Source organism: Peribacillus suis, assembly GCF_059384845.1.
On sequence record NZ_CM182019.1, the window covers coordinates 2691317 to 2711064 of the forward strand.

At 41.4% G+C, this 19748-nt stretch carries 22 protein-coding genes and 1 other annotated feature; of the genes, 1 reads left to right on the forward strand and 21 read right to left on the reverse strand.

Annotated elements, in window-relative coordinates; all coding sequences use genetic code 11:
* Positions 1 to 28: 28 nt before the first annotated feature.
* The 20 genes from AC503W_RS13130 to rpsU all read right to left on the reverse strand — a co-directional run bounded on the left by AC503W_RS13130 (position 29) and on the right by rpsU (position 17814).
* Positions 29 to 502, reverse strand: a complete 474-nt coding sequence (locus AC503W_RS13130; protein WP_494917354.1) for a YaiI/YqxD family protein — start codon at positions 500 to 502, stop codon at positions 29 to 31.
* A gap of 490 nt (positions 503 to 992) precedes the next feature.
* The gene (locus AC503W_RS13135; protein ID WP_402869568.1) at positions 993 to 1814 is read right to left on the reverse strand and encodes a pyruvate, water dikinase regulatory protein; all 822 of its coding nucleotides are present in this window, start codon (positions 1812 to 1814) and stop codon (positions 993 to 995) included.
* 16 nt (positions 1815 to 1830) lie between these two features.
* Entirely contained in the window at positions 1831 to 2469 is a 639-nt protein-coding gene (gene ccpN, locus AC503W_RS13140; protein ID WP_402869892.1) for a transcriptional regulator CcpN, read from the reverse strand.
* A gap of 145 nt (positions 2470 to 2614) precedes the next feature.
* A complete protein-coding gene (gene glyS / locus AC503W_RS13145; RefSeq protein ID WP_427686543.1) occupies positions 2615 to 4684 on the reverse strand; it encodes a glycine--tRNA ligase subunit beta in 2070 nt (689 codons plus the stop codon).
* Positions 4671 to 5567, reverse strand: a complete 897-nt coding sequence (gene glyQ, locus AC503W_RS13150; RefSeq protein ID WP_402869572.1) for a glycine--tRNA ligase subunit alpha — start codon at positions 5565 to 5567, stop codon at positions 4671 to 4673. The genes glyS and glyQ overlap by 14 nt, the downstream gene beginning before the upstream one ends.
* Positions 5568 to 5683: 116 nt before the next feature.
* Positions 5684 to 5859: a binding site (T-box leader), on the reverse strand.
* A gap of 57 nt (positions 5860 to 5916) precedes the next feature.
* Entirely contained in the window at positions 5917 to 6669 is a 753-nt protein-coding gene (recO, locus tag AC503W_RS13155; protein ID WP_402958417.1) for a DNA repair protein RecO, read from the reverse strand.
* A gap of 34 nt (positions 6670 to 6703) precedes the next feature.
* Positions 6704 to 6847: a YqzL family protein gene (locus AC503W_RS13160; protein WP_402869576.1), complete on the reverse strand. Its 144-nt coding sequence runs from the start codon at positions 6845 to 6847 to the stop codon at positions 6704 to 6706.
* A 104-nt stretch (positions 6848 to 6951) separates the two neighbouring features.
* The gene (gene era, locus AC503W_RS13165) at positions 6952 to 7881 is read right to left on the reverse strand and encodes a GTPase Era (RefSeq protein WP_402958415.1); all 930 of its coding nucleotides are present in this window, start codon (positions 7879 to 7881) and stop codon (positions 6952 to 6954) included.
* Positions 7874 to 8272 carry a cytidine deaminase gene (locus AC503W_RS13170; RefSeq protein ID WP_402958413.1) on the reverse strand — a complete coding sequence of 133 codons (399 nt, stop codon included), beginning with the start codon at positions 8270 to 8272 and terminating at the stop codon, positions 7874 to 7876. The genes era and AC503W_RS13170 overlap by 8 nt, the downstream gene beginning before the upstream one ends.
* A gap of 38 nt (positions 8273 to 8310) precedes the next feature.
* Positions 8311 to 8688: a diacylglycerol kinase family protein gene (locus AC503W_RS13175; RefSeq protein ID WP_402958411.1), complete on the reverse strand. Its 378-nt coding sequence runs from the start codon at positions 8686 to 8688 to the stop codon at positions 8311 to 8313.
* Positions 8666 to 9142, reverse strand: coding sequence for an rRNA maturation RNase YbeY (gene ybeY / locus AC503W_RS13180; RefSeq protein ID WP_402958409.1), 477 nt, complete (start codon positions 9140 to 9142; stop codon positions 8666 to 8668). The genes AC503W_RS13175 and ybeY overlap by 23 nt, the downstream gene beginning before the upstream one ends.
* On the reverse strand, positions 9139 to 11289 hold the full coding sequence (locus AC503W_RS13185; protein ID WP_402958407.1) for an HD family phosphohydrolase: 2151 nt from the start codon (positions 11287 to 11289) through the stop codon (positions 9139 to 9141). The genes ybeY and AC503W_RS13185 overlap by 4 nt, the downstream gene beginning before the upstream one ends.
* A 180-nt stretch (positions 11290 to 11469) precedes the next feature.
* Positions 11470 to 12432: a PhoH family protein gene (locus AC503W_RS13190; protein ID WP_402869587.1), complete on the reverse strand. Its 963-nt coding sequence runs from the start codon at positions 12430 to 12432 to the stop codon at positions 11470 to 11472.
* Between the two features lie 3 nt (positions 12433 to 12435).
* Complete coding sequence (gene yqfD, locus AC503W_RS13195; RefSeq protein WP_427686546.1) at positions 12436 to 13623, reverse strand: sporulation protein YqfD; 1188 nt, start codon at positions 13621 to 13623, stop codon at positions 12436 to 12438.
* A gap of 15 nt (positions 13624 to 13638) precedes the next feature.
* Positions 13639 to 13923, reverse strand: a complete 285-nt coding sequence (gene yqfC, locus AC503W_RS13200) for a sporulation protein YqfC (RefSeq protein WP_402869591.1) — start codon at positions 13921 to 13923, stop codon at positions 13639 to 13641.
* A gap of 123 nt (positions 13924 to 14046) precedes the next feature.
* Positions 14047 to 14547, reverse strand: a complete 501-nt coding sequence (locus AC503W_RS13205; RefSeq protein WP_427686548.1) for a YqfB family membrane protein — start codon at positions 14545 to 14547, stop codon at positions 14047 to 14049.
* Positions 14548 to 14569: 22 nt separating this feature from the next.
* On the reverse strand, positions 14570 to 15547 hold the full coding sequence (gene floA / locus AC503W_RS13210; RefSeq protein ID WP_402958446.1) for a flotillin-like protein FloA: 978 nt from the start codon (positions 15545 to 15547) through the stop codon (positions 14570 to 14572).
* A 41-nt stretch (positions 15548 to 15588) separates the two neighbouring features.
* Positions 15589 to 16911: an NfeD family protein gene (locus AC503W_RS13215; RefSeq protein WP_427686550.1), complete on the reverse strand. Its 1323-nt coding sequence runs from the start codon at positions 16909 to 16911 to the stop codon at positions 15589 to 15591.
* Positions 16912 to 17182: 271 nt separating this feature from the next.
* Positions 17183 to 17626 carry a GatB/YqeY domain-containing protein gene (locus AC503W_RS13220; protein WP_402869597.1) on the reverse strand — a complete coding sequence of 148 codons (444 nt, stop codon included), beginning with the start codon at positions 17624 to 17626 and terminating at the stop codon, positions 17183 to 17185.
* A gap of 14 nt (positions 17627 to 17640) precedes the next feature.
* Positions 17641 to 17814, reverse strand: a complete 174-nt coding sequence (gene rpsU, locus AC503W_RS13225) for a 30S ribosomal protein S21 (RefSeq protein ID WP_028391853.1) — start codon at positions 17812 to 17814, stop codon at positions 17641 to 17643.
* A 223-nt stretch (positions 17815 to 18037) separates the two neighbouring features.
* Here rpsU and AC503W_RS13230 point away from each other — a divergent pair, with 223 nt between their 5' ends.
* Positions 18038 to 18979, forward strand: coding sequence for a Na/Pi symporter (locus AC503W_RS13230; protein WP_403079296.1), 942 nt, complete (start codon positions 18038 to 18040; stop codon positions 18977 to 18979).
* A 17-nt stretch (positions 18980 to 18996) separates the two neighbouring features.
* Here the strand turns inward: AC503W_RS13230 and deoC are convergent, their stop codons facing one another.
* Positions 18997 to 19668 (reverse strand): deoxyribose-phosphate aldolase, encoded by a 672-nt coding sequence (gene deoC / locus AC503W_RS13235; RefSeq protein ID WP_494914415.1) that lies wholly within the window; start codon positions 19666 to 19668, stop codon positions 18997 to 18999.
* Between the last annotated feature and the right edge of the window lie 80 nt (positions 19669 to 19748).

The window sequence follows — 19748 nt, forward strand, 5'->3', positions numbered from 1 at the left end:
TTCACCTTGCGATTTTGGTGATAGTTTTTTAATTCGATATTGAATCCTGATTCCCTGCAAAATTCGACAAAATTTTCAAAAGTTTATTTGTAAAACATATTTTGTCATCCTTTGTAAAGGCTTTCGGTCCTTTCGTATGCTTCCCCTGCCTGCGAAGTTTCGCTGACTGGTAGCGCATATCGAGAAGCATGAAAATATTTTCATTTGTATATTCTTTTCCCCTCGGAGATAGAACATAAACGCTTTTAGGAAGCAGGGTACCAGCTAATCCAATATCAGCAGTAATAACAATATCACCCTTTTTTACAGAATTCACTATATAAAGATCTGCTGCTTCTTTATCTGCATCGACGTATACCCATTTGCCTTCAGGGTTGTTCATCATATTTTTATATGATGCAACAAAACAGACATCGATATCGTATTGTCTTGCACAATGAAGAATCTCATCTTTCACCGGACATGCATCGGCGTCAACATGTATTATTGGTTTATTTATCATACCTTTTAATTCTACATCATTCTGCATAATCCTTTTTTCTCCCCTAAACTTTATCGAGATATAATGAAACTTCCAAACACTTATCCTGAAGTCATTCGCAAGAATCTACAAACGGTATCCTCTAAACAAGTGTTACACCCTATTTTGCCTCATCAATTATACTGAATGTGTCGAATTTTCTTATGATAAAAAACTTGACTTCTTATAATCCTTAGTTTATTCCTTAATAACCAAGTCTAAACCTCAAGATTACTTTTTTCTCACAATTTTTTATTATAATCTATTTTTTAAAAAGATGCTACCAATTAGATTCTGAATTTCAAACATCTAAAAAGTGGGTTGTGAATTGTTTAACAAAAGAGGAATTATGTAAGTGTCATCCATGTTTTACATTTAAAACCCAATAAACCTTGAGCATGAAAATGTGAGCCGACACTAAAAGTGTCCAGCTCACATTTTGATTAATCTCAATTTTAAGAATAAGAGAAATCTACCGATTTTTATTTTGAAGAATATTCATAATTAAGTTGGCCGTTTCTTCGACAGCTTTATTCGTAACATCAATGATTGGGCAGTCGAGCCTTGAAATAATTTTATCAAAGTATGTCAACTCTTCTTTGATTCGTTCCACATTCGCATATATAGCATGATCATTGAGTCCAAGTGACTTCAATCGCTCTTTTCGAATATGATTTAACTTTTCAGGACTTATTTTCAACCCAATGCATTTTTCAGGCGGGACCAGGAACAGTTCTTCTGGCGGCTCTACCTCTGGTACTAAAGGAACATTGGCCACTTTATAGCGTTTATGAGCTAAATATTGGGACAAAGGTGTTTTGGACGTGCGAGAAACACCAACCAACACGATATCCGCACGTAAAATCCCACGTGGATCCCGTCCATCGTCGTATTTTACAGCAAATTCAATGGCTTCCACACGTTTGAAATAATCATCGTCAAGTTTTCTTACGAGCCCCGGCTCATTAAGAGGTCCTTTAGATGTTCTTTCCTGAAGGATATCCATGAGCGGTCCTAAAATGTCATAAGCAGACAGGTTTTCTTTTTCCACCTGTGCTTTCATGTAGTCTCTAATAGCAGGCTTCACAAGAGTGTAGGCGATGATCGCCCCATCTAATTTGGCCAGTGAAATTACTTCATCCACGTTATGTTCATCTTCAATATACGGAATTCGTTTAATAGTAAAAGCGGAACTAGAAAACTGACTAGCCGCAGCTTTAGTAACTAACTCCGCTGTTTCCCCAACTGAATCCGATACAACATATATAATAGAACCGTTCATATTCTCCGTCATTCCTTTGCAAGCCCCCCTAATAGCCTTCATCAGCTAAAGCTACGAATGCTTTTGTTATATTGGTTTTCGTCACTCTTCCAATTACCTCATAGCCTTTTTCTGTTTCTTTGACGACAGGTAATGAATCAATTTGTTTCTCAATCAATTTTTTGGCAACATCGATCAATAAATCTTCTTTAGTACACATTGTAATGTTAGGCATCCTTGTCATGATGATATTGACCGGGATGGAATTCAGTTCTTGTTTCCCAATACTTGCACGGAGCAAGTCTTTCCTGGACAGTACCCCAACGAGTAATGCATGCTTATCCACTACGAACATAGTGCCGACATCTTCTAAAAACATCATGACAATCGCATCGTAAACAGATATACCCTCATCCACAACGACAGGGATCGATTGATGGTCACGAACATACAGATGGTTCAGACTATCCGTCAATAGCTGTGTACCCGAGCGACCTGTATAGAAATACCCGACACGTGGACGTGCATCTAGAAAACCGGCCATCGTTAAGATAGCCAAATCCGGACGAAGCGTCGCCCTCGTTAAGCTTAACCTATCTGCAATATGCTCTCCAGTAATCGGTCCATTCTCTTTAACAATTTGTAAAATCTGTTCCTGACGTTTATTCAATTGAATTGTAATCACCACCCTACTGCTTTTCGCAGAGTAAAGTAACAAAGGATCTTCATATAACGATTATATACTATATCATTTGATAAAAGCAGTTTTCATCTCTATTAGTTGTAATAATCGGAAACCCTTCATAAAAAGGGTCCCGATCATTTTCATTGGATTAAGAAAGGATTATTTTGTTCACAGCCCCAAAGCTGGAAACTAAATCACTAATTTCTTTCATAAGGGATAAACGATTATTACGTACGGCTTCATCTTCCGCCATGACCATTGTATGCTCGAAATAAGCCTCGATTTCGCTTTGAAGCGATATTAGCTGTTCGAAATGCTCCATCTCATCATTCGTTTCGGCATAGGCTGAAGCAACCGTTCCAAATTTCTCATACAACGCTTTTTCTTCTTCATTTTCAAAAGCACTCGGGTTCACTGTCACCTTATTATCGCATTTCCCAGCGATATTCATGACACGGCTTAACGCCTCAAGACTTTCTTTAAAGCCAGCTTCCTCTTTCTTCGCTTCTAATACCTGGGAGCGTTCAACAACAGAATGGATATAACCAATTTCATTAGCCAAAACAGCATCGATTAAATCATAGCGAATGTGTAGTTCCTGAAGCAAATGCTTCACACGGGCTTTAAAGAATGTATGCATATCCGCTTTTACATCATCCATGTCACGTTTCAAGAGGCCTTTTGCTTCAAGTCCTTTAAGACCCAAAGTGATAAGTTCCTCCAGTGTGATATCCCACTTTTTCTCCGCTAGAATTTGAACGACTCCACTTGCTTGTCTTCTTAAAGCATATGGATCTTGAGAACCGGTAGGGATCACTCCGATGGCGAAGAATGATGCCAGTGTATCAATTTTTTCCGCTACGCTCACAAGTGCCCCGATTAAGGATGGAGGTACATCGTCATCTGCATGCCGTGGCATATAATGTTCATTGATCGCTGTTGCCACTTCTTTCGCTTCACCTTTTAGAAGGGCATACTTTTCACCCATGTACCCTTGTAATTCAGGGAACTCATAAACCATATGACTCACTAAATCAAACTTGGCTATTTTTGCAGCACGTAGCGCCAATTCTTTATCCACTTTCAGTTTCAAGGCATCCACCAATGCTCCGGTTACCTCTGTTACACGTTCAGTTTTCTCGGCTAGAGTACCGATTTCTTCATGGTAAACGATGCTATCCAGCTTTTTCAAAGCATCAGCAATCTCTTTTTTCTGATCTTCTTTGTAGAAGAAAGCTGCATCCGATAAACGGGCACGCAATACTTTTTCGTTCCCTTTCGATACCATATCCAGGTGACGGTCATCCCCATTTCGAACGGTCACGAAGAAAGGAAGCAACTTTCCATCTTGATCTTTTACAGGGAAATACCGTTGATGTTCCTTCATCGATGTAATCAGCACCTGAGAAGGCAATTCAAGGAATTCTTCTTCAAAACGGCCAAATAACACCGTTGGATATTCAACCAAGTTATTTACCTCTTCCAGAAGATTTTCATCGACCGGGATGATCCAGCCATTCTCCTGTTCCAGGTTTTTGATTTGATCTAAGATCACGGTACGGCGTTTGTCTGGATTGACCATGACAAATTGTTCGTTAAGTGACTTTTCATACTGGTCAGGAGTTTCGATAACTGTACTTTCACCTAAAAAGCGATGACCTTTCGTTTCTCGGCCTGTTTCTACTTCAGCTATGGTAAAAGGTACTACTTCTTTACCAAACAAAGCAATTAACCATTTAATCGGACGGACGAAGCGAAGGTCCTGATTGGCCCAACGCATATTTTTCGGGAAGGTCATGCCAGTTATGATTTCTTGTAGTTCCGCCAATAACTGAGCCGTCGGTTGCCCCTTGATGAATTTATTCACATGGACATATTCCACACCTTTAAGTTCTTTGAAATAAATATCCTCAGCCGTCATGCCTTGTCCTCTTACAAAACCTAACGCTGCTTTAGACCAGTTGCCTTCGGCGTCCAAAGCGATCTTCTTAGCCGGTCCTTTTGCTTCTTCTTCAATGTCCTTTTGTGATTCCGCAACATCTTTTACCAATATCGCCAAACGTCTTGGTGTTGAAAATGCTTCGACTTCACCAAATTCAATCGCTTTTTGTGTCAACCACTTTTGTACTTTGTCGGATAACTGTTTCATAGAAGCTGTAACAAATCGAGCCGGTAGCTCCTCCAACCCAATTTCCAATAACAAATCACGCTTGCTCATTTGTTTTCTCCCCTTTCACTTTCAGGATCGGGAAGCCTAATTTTTCCCGCTCTTCATAAAAAGTTTTGGCAACCTTACGCGCTAAATTACGACAACGGGCAATATAACCCGTTCTTTCCGTTACTGAAATGGCACCTCTGGCATCCAGCAGATTAAACGTATGGGAACACTTCAATACATAGTCATAAGCCGGATGTACAAGACCTTCCTCCATTTGACGATGAGCTTCCTTTTCATACATCGTGAAAAGCTCGAACAGCATATCAAGGTTGGATGTCTCGAATGTATATTTCGAATGCTCGTATTCCGGTTGACCAAAGATGTCACGAACAGTAAATCCATCCGTCCATTCAAGTTCAAAGACATTTTCTTTGTCTTGGATGTAAGAAGCCAAACGTTCAATTCCGTATGTAATTTCGACGGAGACTGGTTTACACTCTAGTCCACCAACTTGCTGGAAATAGGTGAATTGGGTAATCTCCATTCCATCCAACCATACTTCCCATCCTAGACCCGCACAGCCAAGGGATGGATTTTCCCAGTTATCCTCAACAAAGCGAATGTCGTGCTCCAATGGATTGATGCCTAGCTTCCGTAATGACTCCAAATAAAGTTCTTGAATATTATCCGGAGAAGGCTTCATGATCACTTGAAATTGATGATGTTGATAAAGACGGTTAGGATTCTCTCCATACCGGCCGTCTGCAGGACGTCTTGAAGGCTCCACGTAAGCAACACTCCAAGGTTCTGGCCCAATTGCTCTAAGGAAGGTATAAGGACTCATCGTCCCGGCACCTTTTTCGACATCATAAGCATTCATTAAGATACAGCCTTGCTCAGACCAATGCTTTTGCAAAGTTAAAATCATATTTTGAATATTCATCGTACACCTCCAGATTATTTAAAGCGGCTTACTAAATTTCAGATTCAGGGGCGGGAAGTATCTTTTGCCTAGGATTCCTCAAGGCAAACAAAAAACTCCCGTCCCTATGCGTAATGCATAGGGACGAGAGTTTACCCGCGGTTCCACCCTAATTGCCGTTATGAAACGGCCTCTTTTCAAACCTAATCATGCTCCGGAACGCCCTTCCCTGTGTCTTCATATCCCGGCTTGCACCATCCCGGGTTCGCTTTTATGAATTAAAACAGGTACTCTCTTCCATCGACGCATTCTTCTTATTTTGATGATTAAAATTTTATACAAACAAAACCGGAATGTCAATAGTTCGAACCTAAAACATATCTTTCATCGAATCAATCTGTTTGAGAAACTTTTTGGACTTCAGATGTAACCCTGAATATTCCTCATAATAGGCATCAATGATTTTTGACAATTCCCTTTTAGTTTCCGGTTTAACAGATATGTTACCAAGCCTGGATAAATCAAAATAATAAAAGATCCTCAGAAGTTTCACCGCAGAAGGAGAAATTTTATAATGATAAGGGTCCTTGTCCAAACATCGGTGACAAATAAACCCGGCTTCCCTTAGGGAGAAAGCAAATTCCCCTTCGGTCTCCCCACAAACGGCACATTGGTTCAAAACCGGGTTGATTCCATTTACAGGAAGCATTTTCATTTCAAAAATGAATTTCAAAACCTCAGTGTCGTATTCTTCATTTATGTAATGTAAAGTTTGTGAAAGCAATTCAAACAGATATGGATTTGGTTTTTTATCGTCCACACTCTTATCGAGCAATTCGACGATATAGGAAGCATAGGCAGTGGCGAAAAGATCCTCCCTGATAAAACGAAGCGAGTCAACCATTTCCCCCTGCTGAAGGCTTCCAAGTCCACTAGATGTCGAAACAAGGAAATACCCGGAGCAAAAAAGCTGGGTCACGGCGGCAAGCCTGCTATTTGGCTTGCTCGCACCTCTAGCCATGACCCCTATTTTCCCTAGCTCTCGGGTATAAATCGTTATAATTTTATTGTTTTCTCCATATGCCGTCCTTCTAATGACAATGCCTTCACATTTCTGAAGCATAAAAGACACCACCCATACTCGCCTTAGCTAATCCTTAAGAAACAGGAAAATCAATATCAGCTAGCTCTTCATTCGATACTAATGGTCTTTCCTGCCTTTCGACTTCTATCTCCTTATAAAGTAAATAGGTGTCCACATTACCTGTCTCACTAAATAACTCCCAGGTAAAATCCAACATATAAAGCCCACCCTTCATTATGACTAGCAATATCAGATAAATATCCGTCCTTAATGATTAGCTTGACCGTTTTTCACACTTTCATGAAGCGTAAAATTTGTTAATTAATATTCTTTCTCATCAAATCCAAAATCACGAAGCTGACTTGCTTTATTACGCCAATCTTTCTGGACTTTGACCCATAGCTCAAGGAAAACCTTAGAGCCCAATAGGTTCTCAATGTCGACTCTCGCGCGGCTACCGACTTCTTTCAGCATTTTCCCTTGCTTACCGATGACAATTCCTTTTTGGGAATCCCTCTCGACAATGATGGTCGCCATAACATTGATTGTGTCACTGTTATCCATTTTTTTGATTGAGTCAATCACAACAGCCACGGAATGTGGAATCTCTTCACGAGTTAAGTGCAGAACCTTTTCGCGGACCAATTCAGAAATGATGAAACGCTCCGGATGATCCGTTACTTGATCGGCTGGGTAAAACTGCGGCCCTTCAGGAAGATGTTCCTTGATTTGGGCGAGCAATGTATCGACATTATTACCTTCAAGAGCTGAAATAGGCACCACTGCTGCAAAAGGATACAGCTTTTGGTACTTTTCAATGATGGGCAGAAGGTCATCAGGATGCATCGTATCAATTTTATTGACTACAAGGAAAACGGGTGTTTTAACCGATTGTAGCTTTTCAATGATAAACTCATCTCCACGACCGTAGCCCTCTTCAGCATTAATCATGAATAGAATCAGATCGACCTCTTTCAAGGTATTCGTCGCAACCTTCATCATAAAGTCCCCAAGCTTATGCTTAGGTTTATGAATGCCCGGTGTATCAATGAAGATCATTTGTGAATCATTTTGTGTAAGTACACCTTGAACTTTATTTCTTGTCGTTTGAGGCTTGTCGCTCATGATTGCGATTTTTTGACCGATTACACGGTTCAAAAACGTGCTCTTGCCGACATTTGGACGGCCGATGATGGATATAAATCCTGATTTATATCCTTTTACCTGTGTATCGCTAACTAATTTATTCATTTAAATCCTCCGGTGAAAAAGCTCCTGGAAGCAATTCCTGTACTGTTAATTCTTTAGTATCACCATTCAAGTTGGTTAAAACAACCATCATATCCGGTTCACATAGTTCTGAAATGACTTGTCTGCAGGCTCCGCATGGGGATACCGGTCGGTCCGTGTCCGCTACGACCGCAAGTTTGCTAAACTGCTTGTCATTATGCGCATAGGCACTGAATAATGCAGTTCTTTCCGCGCAGTTGCACATGCTGTATGCTGCATTTTCAATATTACAGCCATGATATACCTTACCATCGGCAGTCAATAAAGCAGCTCCCACTTTAAACTTTGAATAAGGGACATAAGCCTTTTCTCTAGCTTTTTTAGCTTCTTCAATCAATTCATTCGTATTCATTATACAATTCCCCCTCTACATTGGATGAATAAAAGAACCTACATACCCAACTTTGGCAAAAAAATAATCAATCCAACTATTATAGAAAATATAGCATATATGAATACAGCCCCGGCTGCAATATCTTTTGCCTGCTTGGCAAGAGGATGGATTTGGTCTGTCACTAAATCAACAACCCGTTCAATGGCCGAATTCACTAGTTCTAATGCAATCGTACCAGCAATTGCCGTCAAAATAAACAACCATTCCATTCCGTTCAATGAAAAATACCAACCAAAGAACACGACGGCTGCCATCACCACGAAATGGATCTGTATGTTTCGCTCGGTCCGTACCGCTTCCAAAATCCCTTGACAAGCAAATGAAAAGCTTTTTACGAGTGGATACCTTGGCTTACCCTTCTCTCGAGAGCCCATATTCCCCCAATATCTCCTTTTGTCTAGAAAACATCACTTTTTCATCTTCTTCAGTCATATGGTCATAGCCTAGCAAATGAAGAAAACCATGTAGGGCTAAAAAGCCAAGTTCGCGGTCAAAAGAGTGTCCATACTCCTCGGCCTGCTCTTTTGTGCGTTCAATTGAAATGATGATATCACCAAGCATACGAGGCATTTCCGCCCCGATAATCTCGACTTCTTCCTCCCCCATCTCTTCCAGTGCAAAAGAAATGACATCGGTAGCCGAATCCTTATTACGGTATTCTTTATTAATCTCCTGAATCCTTTTGTTGTCGACAAAAGTGACGGATAGTTCCGTACCTTCTTCGATATTCTCTTTATTGGCGGCAAATTGCAAAATGCTTTCAACAAGCTGCTGCCCTTTTTCCGTCACTTCGTTCGTTTCATCGATTAAATCCATTGTTAAAATCATTTTTTCACCTTCTGTCCTAATTTATCCATGTCAGGATACTCGATCCTTGAGTGGAAGATACCATTCAGCGATTCACAAAGCGAATGCTTTACGATACTTAATTCTCTCATAGTAATGTCACATTCATCAAATTGACCGTCTTGAATCCGGTCACTGATTATGAAACTTACCAGTTCCTCGATCTTCTCGGGTGTAGGATGCTTCATCGACCTGACTGCAGCCTCAACACTATCTGCAATTCCAATGACGGCCACTTCCTTCATTTTCGCCATAGGCCCCGGATACCGGTAGTCGACTTCGCGTGTCGCTTCATCTTCCTTACATGCCTTATGATAGAAAAATTTCAATAAAGTCGTCCCATGATGTTGTTCCGCTATATCCACAATTTCCTTCGGGAACTTATGGCTGCGAAGCATTTCTCCGCCATCCACGGCATGCGCAATGATAATGTCCTTGCTCGTTTCCGGTTGTAGCCTATCATGCGGATTTTCCTCATTTAACTGGTTCTCGATGAAAAAGTGCGGCCGCTTTGTCTTGCCTATATCGTGGTAATAAGATCCGACTCTTGCAAGCAACCCATTCGAGCCAATTGCTTCACATGCAGATTCAGCCAAATTGGCAACCATTACACTATGGTGGTAGGTACCAGGTGCCTCAATCAAGATTTTTCGTAATAGGGGGTGATTGGGATTGGAAAGCTCGATCAACTTCATTGAAGATAAAATCCCGAACCCCGCCTCGAAAAATGGAAGCAGCCCCATTGTCAACACAGCGGAACCAAGCCCAGATCCTATAGCCGCTGCCGCATAATATAGATACTCCACTTTTGTGTAATGGCCATCCATAATGAAAATGAGCGAATAGACGAAAGCGATATTGATCACTGACATCATGAGACCCGCTACCAGTACTCTTGATTTGAAATTGGAACGCGATAATATTATGATGGCCATCAATCCGCTAAAAATAATATAAAGCCCCATAGAGAAGTCAAGATTTCCTGGCGTATCGCCATTAAATATTATCGTACCATAAGATCCTAATAAAATTGTCATGGCAACAGCCAATTTATCATTTAATAATATCTTAATAAGCATCGCTGCCATGGCAGCAGGGAAAATATATTCTAAATTCGAATCTTTCAGTTCAGCGAATATGCTGACTGTTTTCATCGTTGCCATTGCAAAAATGAAAACAAGGCTGAAAACCAACAACTGATTGTACTTATTATCCCGTTTCGTTATGGAATAGTAAAAAAAGTAATAAAAAGCCGTAAAAGTTAAAAAAATATAAAGCAGGAGCCCTACATATGGAAAGATAGTGGACTCGGTACTTAAAAACCCAGCCAATTCAAGCTGCCTGTACACGTCCCGGTCCACTAATTGATTTTCTTCGACGATAATCTGCCCCTGGAGAATCCTGACTGGTTCCACACTTTCCACTGCTTTTCGGCGTTGTTCCTCCGTTTTATCTTTATCAAAAAAAACATTTTGAATAATCGCCGAACGGGCAAGTGATATGGAGACCTTCTTCATATCACTATTTATACTCATATAGCTCAGTTCATCTACCACTTTTTTCTTTGCATTTTCAACATCGCTGGCCGAGATCCGCTCACTCATCACATTATTTACAGCGGTTATCGTAGAGTCCCTCGCTATCTCCAGTTCATCTTCATCCGCCTGTACCAATGCCATGAAAACAGATTCTTCTATATCTTTATTGACCTCCTCCGTCAATTTTTCTTTCAAGATGGAAACCTTTTGGCCATCCGTCTTTTTAATTCCTTTTTTACCGCCCTTATTAGGATCTGTTTCTTTGTTCACTTCAATCGCAGAATCAAAAATTGAAGAGATCAAATCGACTTTATTTTTGGCATATTCCTTTTTTAATGTATAAACATCCGCCACCTGTTTTGAAATTTCTTCTTTTTCTTTCGTAGTCTTATATGTATCTTCTATAGTCTTGGTGGATCGTATCGTTTGTTCCGCTGGCTTAAAAAGCTCCACTTGGATCTTTTCAGGCTTAACGTTGGATAGCATTAACCCATATGCAAACAAACCAAGTACGACGAACAAGAGTACTTGAAAAAAGCGATGGACCAGCAGGCCTTTTATTTTGGTGAAAAATTTTTGGATACGGTTCAAAGAAGGTCCTCCTAAAAAAAGATGGTTAATATGCTAGATATGTAAAATGATAACAGTTTTCCCTCTACTTTTCATCATGTTATGATAAAACCCTTGCTTTTCACCACAATTTCACATTCCATTCATGATGGGCAAGCGAATCACCATGAAAAAATCCGCCATTTCATTGGCGGATTCCCTCTATTCTTTTGCCTGTTCATATGCGCTGATAATTTTGGCGACGAGCGGATGCCTGACTACATCACTCTGTTCAAAATACACAAATGAAAGGCCTTTGACATTCTTGAGAATCTCCTCAACCCGAATCAAACCTGACTTCATCCCTTTTGGAAGGTCGATTTGGGTACGATCTCCCGTAATGACCATTTTCGATCCAAAACCGAGCCTCGTTAAAAACATCTTCATTTGGGCTTCGGTAGTATTCTGTGCCTCATCCAAGATTACAAAGGCATCCTCGAGCGTACGTCCCCTCATATAGGCCAAGGGAGCGATTTCAATCGTCCCGCGTTCAATCATCCTTTGGGTCTGTTCCATCCCCAGTAGGTCATGAAGAGCGTCATATAACGGACGTAGATACGGGTCTACCTTTTCTTTTAAGTCCCCAGGAAGGAATCCCAAACTTTCGCCGGCTTCTACGGCAGGTCTCGTCAAGATAATTCGTTTAACCTGTCCGTTTTTCAAGGCATTGATTGCCATCACAACAGCTAGATAGGTCTTCCCGGTCCCAGCAGGACCAATCCCGAATACTAAATCGAGCTTCTTTATGGCCTGAATATAATATCGCTGGCCAATTGTCTTGACCTTAATCGATTTACCTTTAGCCGTTTTAGCAATTTCTTCTTCATATAATTCTCCGAAATATTCCAATGTTCCCTTGCGAGCCAATTCTATAGCATACATTACATCCCTAGAACTTATCGTAATCCCTTTTCTGATCACAGATAACAGCGCCTTCAGGATATCCTGTCCCATCGTCACCCGCTCTAATTCACCGGCAACGCTAATACCTTCCCCGCGGGTGATGACCGAAATGCCCAGCTCGTCTTCAAGCACTTTTACATTAGAATCTCCATTGCCCAATAAAGCGACCGCTTCATTAGGTGATTCAATTTCCAACTTGATTACCTTCACTTCATCTGCCATTCGCTAGTCTCCTTGAATGATTGGTTGTCCTACAGCAATATCTTCAATAACTTGGTAATGTATAGATAATTTCACTTTACCATTCTCCATGCTTTCGTGCAAAACTTTTTCCCCTATAATTTGGTCTTCTTCTTCAAGAAGCTTCCGTAAGTCGGCCTGGGCCATCTTCTTACCTTCCTTTATCGCTTCTTCCTTCGTATAACTCCGGACGATATCGTCTTTACTCCTTAATGTGTCGACTTTATAGGAAATGGGAAGTTCCCATTGCAGAAAATGAAACGGCCGATCAGTCGATTCTTTTTCCTGCTTTTTATAGCCCGGATCCTTAAATCCCCATATAGGTATAGATAAGCTGCTCACTTTTATATAATGCTTACTGGTTTCATTACCATTGTAAACGGAAAAATTGGTTTTCAGAGGCACTTCCACATTCGCCTTGTACCAAGTTTGCCCCATTACTTTCCCCTGTGCCGAGACAATTTCTGGTTTATCTTCTTTCCCAATTAACCCTGAAACAAGAAGTTGTCCTTTACTTACATAATCATGCACATTCACTTTAGGTTGTCCTTTTTCAATGAACATATTGGTGATGACCGCCTTTTTTGAAGCAACCAAATTTTGTGAGGAGGTTTTCTCTATTTCCTTCGGCTGCCGTTTTTCCACCACCTGAAAATGGTAGGTTGTCCCCTTAAGCTCCACACCAACCCAGGTTAGGGCACCGATGCGATCAGAGAGCTTTCGCTGAATCGTATCCACATCGTCCACTAGAAATTGCACCTTTCCAATTTTCACGCCCATTTTGTCCAATTCTTTACGGATGGCATGTTCCGTTTCCGGTTTTGCCCCTTTCACTTCTATCCCCCACACCATATTGGAGAGTACAAAAATGCAAATAAGGAAAGCAATCAAACCCGCCAAGAATCCACTATTTTTCATCACTCGCTTCATGAGAAACGGAAACCCCCTGCCTTGGAGGAACTTCACTTTACAGTCGCTTTTTCGCAGGACCTGACGCAATTTTGAAATTTCCCTGAAATCCATATGGAAAATCAGGGATTCACTTCCTACACGCTTCACATCCCAGATATGAAGCCCTCTCCTTGTCAACATATTGATTAGCCTTTCGGTTCCTCTTCCATATGCCTTCACTTTTACATAGCCTGTATAATAGTTTGTCCATTGGTTTTTCATGGAAACCTCCCGGGATCATTCATTGATAAAATATACTTTGTCAATTTTGCCCTCTAACATGATTTCCTCCGGCAAGATGGTCTTGATGACAAAGCCAGTTCCCTTTATTAGCAGCTGGCCATTTTTAAGCATTAACCTCACTTCACTGTCAGTAAAGGCCAACAAGCCACGATGATTTTCAATATATATATGTAATTGTCCGATCATGGTAATTCGCGGCAGGTCCATCATGACATCTTGCGGAAGGTCCATTGTTTTAGTCATAAGCTGTTTCACTTTTTTTCCCCAATTGCGAGCCATAAAAAAGAACCCCCTTTCATCTCAATGTATGAGATGAAAGAGGGTTCTAGCACAAAATTATAAAGGTTCAATTTCTATTTTTTCATGTTGAACGAATGAACGCGGGATACAAGTTCTTCCGAATTATCTCCTTGACCTTTGCAAACTACGCTTAGCCCTTGGAGGTCCGAGCACCTCAGACATAATGATTCCATCAATCAACTGTTTCTTAGTGAAGGAAGGACCTTTATGATAGACGGAACTGCTATCGTCAGAAATGGCTGTAGTAATTCGATCTGCCTTATCTTTTTGTTCCACACGCTCTTGCTCATATTTCTGCTGCAGCCTTCTTAGTTCAGCAATCCTTTTTTCAGCCTGTGCTTTCGTTTCATCCACAGGCCCAGCAGAGTGTACGACACGCTTCTCTGCTTTTTGGCCAGTTGCCGGAACAGGGGTTTGCCGTTGTTCCTTTTGTGGCATCTCGCCTTGAAGCTCCTGCATGATTTCCTGCCATTTCTTTTTCGGCGGGTTGTTTGGATTGTTTGGTTGCGGCTGTTTTTTCCTGCCGAACATGGATGTTGCAACAGCTATCAAGATAATCAGAAGGAATGGATTACTGAGAAAGAATTGAATGAGATCTCCCATTTAAAGGCCTCCCTTCTGGGAATTAATTGTTATCCTTGTCCTTTGGGTTATCCGATATCTTACTGATGGAATCCCGCATATCCGTATCCGCCGTGATATTTTGGATATTCATGTAATCCATTACCCCTAGATTTCCGCTCTTCAACGCTTCAGCCATAGCCAATGGCACTTCTGCCTCGGATTCTACAACCTTCGCTCTCATTTCTTGGACACGGGCTACCATTTCCTGTTCCAAGGCAACAGCCATCGCGCGACGTTCTTCCGCTTTTGCTTGGGCGATTTTCTTATCCGCTTCAGCCTGGTCAGTCTGTAGGATAGCCCCGATATTCTTCCCGATATCCACATCAGCGATATCAATCGATAGAATTTCAAATGCTGTACCTGAATCGAGACCTTTCGATAAAACGGTTCTAGAAATTAAATCCGGGTTTTCAAGGACATCCGTATGCTTTTTTGAAGCACCGATTGTCGAAACAATCCCTTCACCTACACGCGCGATGATCGTTTCTTCCCCAGCACCACCGACTAATCGTTCGATATTGGCACGAACGGTGATTCTTGCCTTTGCCTGCACTTCAATCCCATTCATCGCTACACCGGAGATGAATGGCGTTTCGATCACTTTAGGGTTAACGCTCATTTGAACCGCTTCCAGTACATCACGTCCTGCAAGATCGATGGCTGCCCCTCTTTCAAATGGCAATGCGATATTCGCACGTTCTGCTGCAATCAGTGCATTGACGACACGGTCAACATTCCCTCCTGCAAGGTAATGGCTCTCCAATTGATTCGTCGATACATTGATTCCCGCTTTGTGGGCTTTAATGAGCGGGTTAACTACCCTGCTTGGTATAACACGACGAAGCCTCATTCCCACTAATGTAAAGATACTGATTTTGACTCCAGCCGCTAAAGCTGAGATCCATAACATAACTGGTACAAATGTGAAAAATACCGATAAGATGATGATGGCCGCAATTACAGCCAACACGATAAATATTGTTCCTGAAGTTATCACCTAAACATTCACCCTTCCTATTTTCATTGATTTGATTCCGGAATTTGCCGAACGACTACTCTCGACCCTTCAGCTTTCACGACTTTGATGGATGTCCCTTTGGAAATAAAGCTTCCTTCTGTCACAACATCGACCCGTTCATCATTAATTAAAGCCGTTCCAGATGGCCTTAAGTCTGTCATTGCCTTACCTTCAACACCTAATAATTCCAAGCGATTCGGAGAACTGACATACCCTTGCTCTGTTTTTGTTGCATCGGTTAATATCATTTTTCTAAAAAAGTTCATTTTTTTACCAAGCACCTTTACAAATAGGATAGAAACCAAAATGGATGCGGTAATCGCAATTAACAAAGAAATGGTCATATGGACCGGATCTTCTGAAGCGAGAAATAAACTGCCTATAATTGCACTAAAGCCAAGCACCCCGATAATTCCTCCAGGGAGGAAAAACTCCAAGAGCACAAGGATGACTCCTAAGATGAATAGCGCTAACGACTCATAGCCCGTGATGCCTGCGACCAAATGTCCATAAAAGAACAATACGAGGCCAGTGATTCCAATAAAACCAGGAATGCCAAAACCAGGCGAAAACAACTCTACCACAATCCCGATGCCTGCTATCGTCAATAAGATGGGAATCACAAAAGGATTGGTCAAAAAGCGAGCTAACTTTTCTGGAAAGCTTTCCTCTATGGTTCGAATATCCGCATCTTCCACCCCGAGTATACTATATAACTCAGCTTTCCCCGAAACGGTCCCTTCACTGTAGCCGGCCTTTTTTGCCTGATCAGCAGTGAATGTCAGTAATTTTCCTTTTTCGGCTCCGTATTTTGGAAGGTCGATATCCTCATCAGCCATCGCTTGTGCATAAATGGGATCGCGTCCATTCTGTTCGGCTGCCGTTTTCATTGCAGCCAACCAATAAGATTCCGCTTTTTTTCCCGCTGCATTTCCCGAAGAGTCAATCACCGCAGCTGAACCCATTGTAGCACTGGGGACCATATAAATTTCATCGGCACTGAGCGAAATATAGGCACCCGCAGATAAAGCACGATTATTGACGTAAGCCACTGTTTTTACTGAGGAATTAGACAGTAACTTGGCTATCTCCCCTGCCGCATCTACGGCACCACCTGGGGTATTCACCTCGAAAATTACAAGATCTGCGTTATTCTCTTCTGCAATCGATAGTGCCCGTTGCAAAAAGGCGGCCAAACCCTTTTCCACCGTTTCTTGAATGGGAACCTGGTAAACAATCTCCTTTGCAGAAGCACCGGGCACCAAGAAAGACACCAAAAGCAGCAATCCGAATAAGAGAACAGATAGACCACGCCATATTTTCAATGGAACGCCTCCTTTCCCGTATTAAGCGCCTGTAAGCCGGTCTTTCCATTACCTAAAAGGCATATTTCACCCTTGCTAATCGAATCCACTTATTATCGTCACTTACTTAGTTAATACGTATGTATATGAAAAAGGTTTCATTTAAAAAGCAATTAATTTATATAAAACCAGTCGGCTGCCCTTTCACTAGTTACTATACGTCTAAAAGAGGCGAAATAATCACGTAAACACACAAAAACCACAGGCTAATGCCTGCGGTTAGGTTTCGAGTTTAAGATAGATGTTGTTGTACTAACTTGTTTACTAGAGAACCATCTGCTTTACCTTTAACTTTAGGCATTAAAGCTCCCATAACTCTCCCCATATCTGCTTTGGATGTTGCATTGACTTCCTCAATTGTTGATTTAACAATCTCAGAAATCTCTTCTTCTGATAGTTGCTCAGGCATATATGCCTCTACGTATCCCAATTCGGTGCGGACTTTATCCACGAGATCGGAACGACCTGCGTTTTCAAACTCCTGGAGGGAGTCTTTGCGTTGTTTTAATTCGCGAGAGAGCACTGTCAATTCTTCATCATCTGTTAAATCTTGTCTCTGTTTTAGAGCTTCGTTTTGAAGCGAAGCTTTCAACATACGAATAACAGATAGTTTGTCCTTTTCCTTGTTCTTCATCGCTTGTTTCATATCATTATTTAAACGCTCGAGAAGACTCATCTTTCCACCCTCTCTTAGAATTTACGTTTTCTTGCAGCTTCAGACTTTTTCTTACGTTTTACGCTTGGCTTTTCATAAAATTCACGCTTCCTAGCTTCCTGAAGCGATCCTGCTTTAGATACAGTACGTTTGAAACGACGAAGAGCATCTTCAAGCGATTCGTTTTTACGAACGACGGTTTTAGACATCTCTTTCCCTCCCTCCGAAAACAACACACTAACTCAAGTTGTCAACATGTTATACATGTACTAAACAATTATAATATATCATCTTTGACAGGTCAACCAATAAAACGAAACTTATTTCAAATATTATCATGTTGTTACCATATTTTTTTCTAATTGCAACTTTGAAGCTTTTTATAGCATGTCTATCCCCTATGGGCCATAGACTGTTCAAGAGGTGTTGGTCATGTACGAGTTACTTTTATTCCTTTTATTCATCACTTTATTTTTAGTGGGTATGGCCGTTTTACGCATCGGCTTATTCAACCTGTCCGGCGCTAAATTAAAATCCTTTCTATCTAAGGTGACCGATAAACCCTGGAAAGGTTTTTTTGCAGGTACGATTTTCACAGGCATCCTTCAGAGCAGTTCGGCGGTCATGGTCATGACCGTGGGTCTCGTCTCCGCCGGCAGTTTATCCTTTCCACAGACGATTGGCATCATTTTAGGAACGAATATCGGTTCGACCTTTACAGCTGAATTCATGACCTTTTCATTGGACCGCTGGATCATTCCAGGAGTCTTATGCGGTGCCGCTCTTTGCTTTATGCCCAAAATCGCATTAAAAAGCGCCGGAATGTCCCTTATAGGCATCTCTGCCATTTTCGCGGCGATGAGCGGTTTTAAGATGCTCTCCAAGCCCATCGCTGCCTATCCATCGGTTCAGCATGTACTCAGTGGCATAGAAAGCCATCTTAGTTATGCTTTGTTGGCAGGTATCCTGTTAACGGCGCTGATTCACTCTAGCTCCGCGACCATCGGAATCGCCATGAGTTTTTTAATGAGCGGGGAGCTATCCGTCTCTTCTTCCATCATCATGATGCTCGGTTCTAATATCGGTACGTGTATCACAGGCTATATGGCTAGCATCGGTTCAGGTAGACAAGCTGCCTTTACAGCATATGCACATATATGGCTGAATGTGATCGGTGTGGCTGCCTTCCTTCCTCTTGTGGACGTTCTAGAACGGACGGCTGCCTTTTTCACTGAAAATAAAGCGACCCAGCTTGCACATGCTAGTGTCATTTTTAATATTACGACTTCTTTGATCGTTTTACCTTTCGCAAGCCAATTTTCCAACTTCATTTTATTGCTGCATCGTCCTCAAAAAAATAAGCCGCATTCCTAAGAATGCGACCATGAAAATTAATAATCAGAATCAGCTGTTAAGCCTTTTACAATGGATACACCAGCACTTGCACCAATTCTAGATGCTCCTGCTTCAATGATCTTCTCAGCATCGCCCGTGTTACGAACCCCACCTGAAGCTTTAACGCCGATATTCGGTCCAACCGTTTTTCTCATAAGCGCTACATCTTCAACCGTAGCACCACCTGTTGAGAATCCTGTTGAAGTTTTAACAAAATCAGTTCCCGCTTTAACAGCTATTTCGCAAGCACGCACTTTTTCTTCCTCTGACAATAATGATGTTTCAATAATGACCTTTGAAAGGGCCTTACCAGTCGCTGCTGCGACAACGGCACGAATGTCCCGCTCAACCAATTCATCATCCTTGTCCTTCAAAGCACCGATGTTGATTACCATATCAACTTCATGCGCACCGTTGCTGATGGCATCTTTTGTTTCGAAGGCTTTAGTTTCAGGAGTGGACGCTCCTAGAGGGAAACCTATAACCGTACAAACCTTTACCTCTGAACCTTCCAATAACTCACTAGCATACTTCACCCAAGTTGGGTTCACGCATACTGATGTGAATTTATATTCTCTTGCTTCTTCACATAAAACTTTTATTTGTTCTTTCGTTGCATCCGCTTTTAATAAAGTGTGATCGATTAAACCTGCTACATTTTGTGTCATTTAGTAATCCTCCTTAATATTCATAAAAAAAACTAGTTGTCCGTACCTCTCATGATACCATAATAATTTCAAAATGACGA

Coding starts and splice junctions, on each gene's coding strand:
- AC503W_RS13130 (WP_494917354.1), bottom strand. CDS start 502: ATGATAAATAAACCAATAATACATGTTGACGCCGATGCATGTCCGGTG.
- AC503W_RS13135 (WP_402869568.1), bottom strand. CDS start 1,814: ATGACGGAGAATATGAACGGTTCTATTATATATGTTGTATCGGATTCA.
- glyS (WP_427686543.1), bottom strand. CDS start 4,684: ATGAGCAAGCGTGATTTGTTATTGGAAATTGGGTTGGAGGAGCTACCG.
- glyQ (WP_402869572.1), bottom strand. CDS start 5,567: ATGAATATTCAAAATATGATTTTAACTTTGCAAAAGCATTGGTCTGAG.
- recO (WP_402958417.1), bottom strand. CDS start 6,669: ATGCTTCAGAAATGTGAAGGCATTGTCATTAGAAGGACGGCATATGGA.
- AC503W_RS13160 (WP_402869576.1), bottom strand. CDS start 6,847: ATGTTGGATTTTACCTGGGAGTTATTTAGTGAGACAGGTAATGTGGAC.
- era (WP_402958415.1), bottom strand. CDS start 7,881: ATGAATAAATTAGTTAGCGATACACAGGTAAAAGGATATAAATCAGGA.
- AC503W_RS13170 (WP_402958413.1), bottom strand. CDS start 8,272: ATGAATACGAATGAATTGATTGAAGAAGCTAAAAAAGCTAGAGAAAAG.
- AC503W_RS13175 (WP_402958411.1), bottom strand. CDS start 8,688: ATGGGCTCTCGAGAGAAGGGTAAGCCAAGGTATCCACTCGTAAAAAGC.
- ybeY (WP_402958409.1), bottom strand. CDS start 9,142: ATGATTTTAACAATGGATTTAATCGATGAAACGAACGAAGTGACGGAA.
- AC503W_RS13190 (WP_402869587.1), bottom strand. CDS start 12,432: ATGGCAGATGAAGTGAAGGTAATCAAGTTGGAAATTGAATCACCTAAT.
- yqfD (WP_427686546.1), bottom strand. CDS start 13,623: ATGAAAAACCAATGGACAAACTATTATACAGGCTATGTAAAAGTGAAG.
- yqfC (WP_402869591.1), bottom strand. CDS start 13,923: ATGGCTCGCAATTGGGGAAAAAAAGTGAAACAGCTTATGACTAAAACA.
- AC503W_RS13205 (WP_427686548.1), bottom strand. CDS start 14,547: ATGGGAGATCTCATTCAATTCTTTCTCAGTAATCCATTCCTTCTGATT.
- AC503W_RS13220 (WP_402869597.1), bottom strand. CDS start 17,626: ATGAGTCTTCTCGAGCGTTTAAATAATGATATGAAACAAGCGATGAAG.
- rpsU (WP_028391853.1), bottom strand. CDS start 17,814: ATGTCTAAAACCGTCGTTCGTAAAAACGAATCGCTTGAAGATGCTCTT.
- AC503W_RS13230 (WP_403079296.1), top strand. CDS start 18,038: ATGTACGAGTTACTTTTATTCCTTTTATTCATCACTTTATTTTTAGTG.
- deoC (WP_494914415.1), bottom strand. CDS start 19,668: ATGACACAAAATGTAGCAGGTTTAATCGATCACACTTTATTAAAAGCG.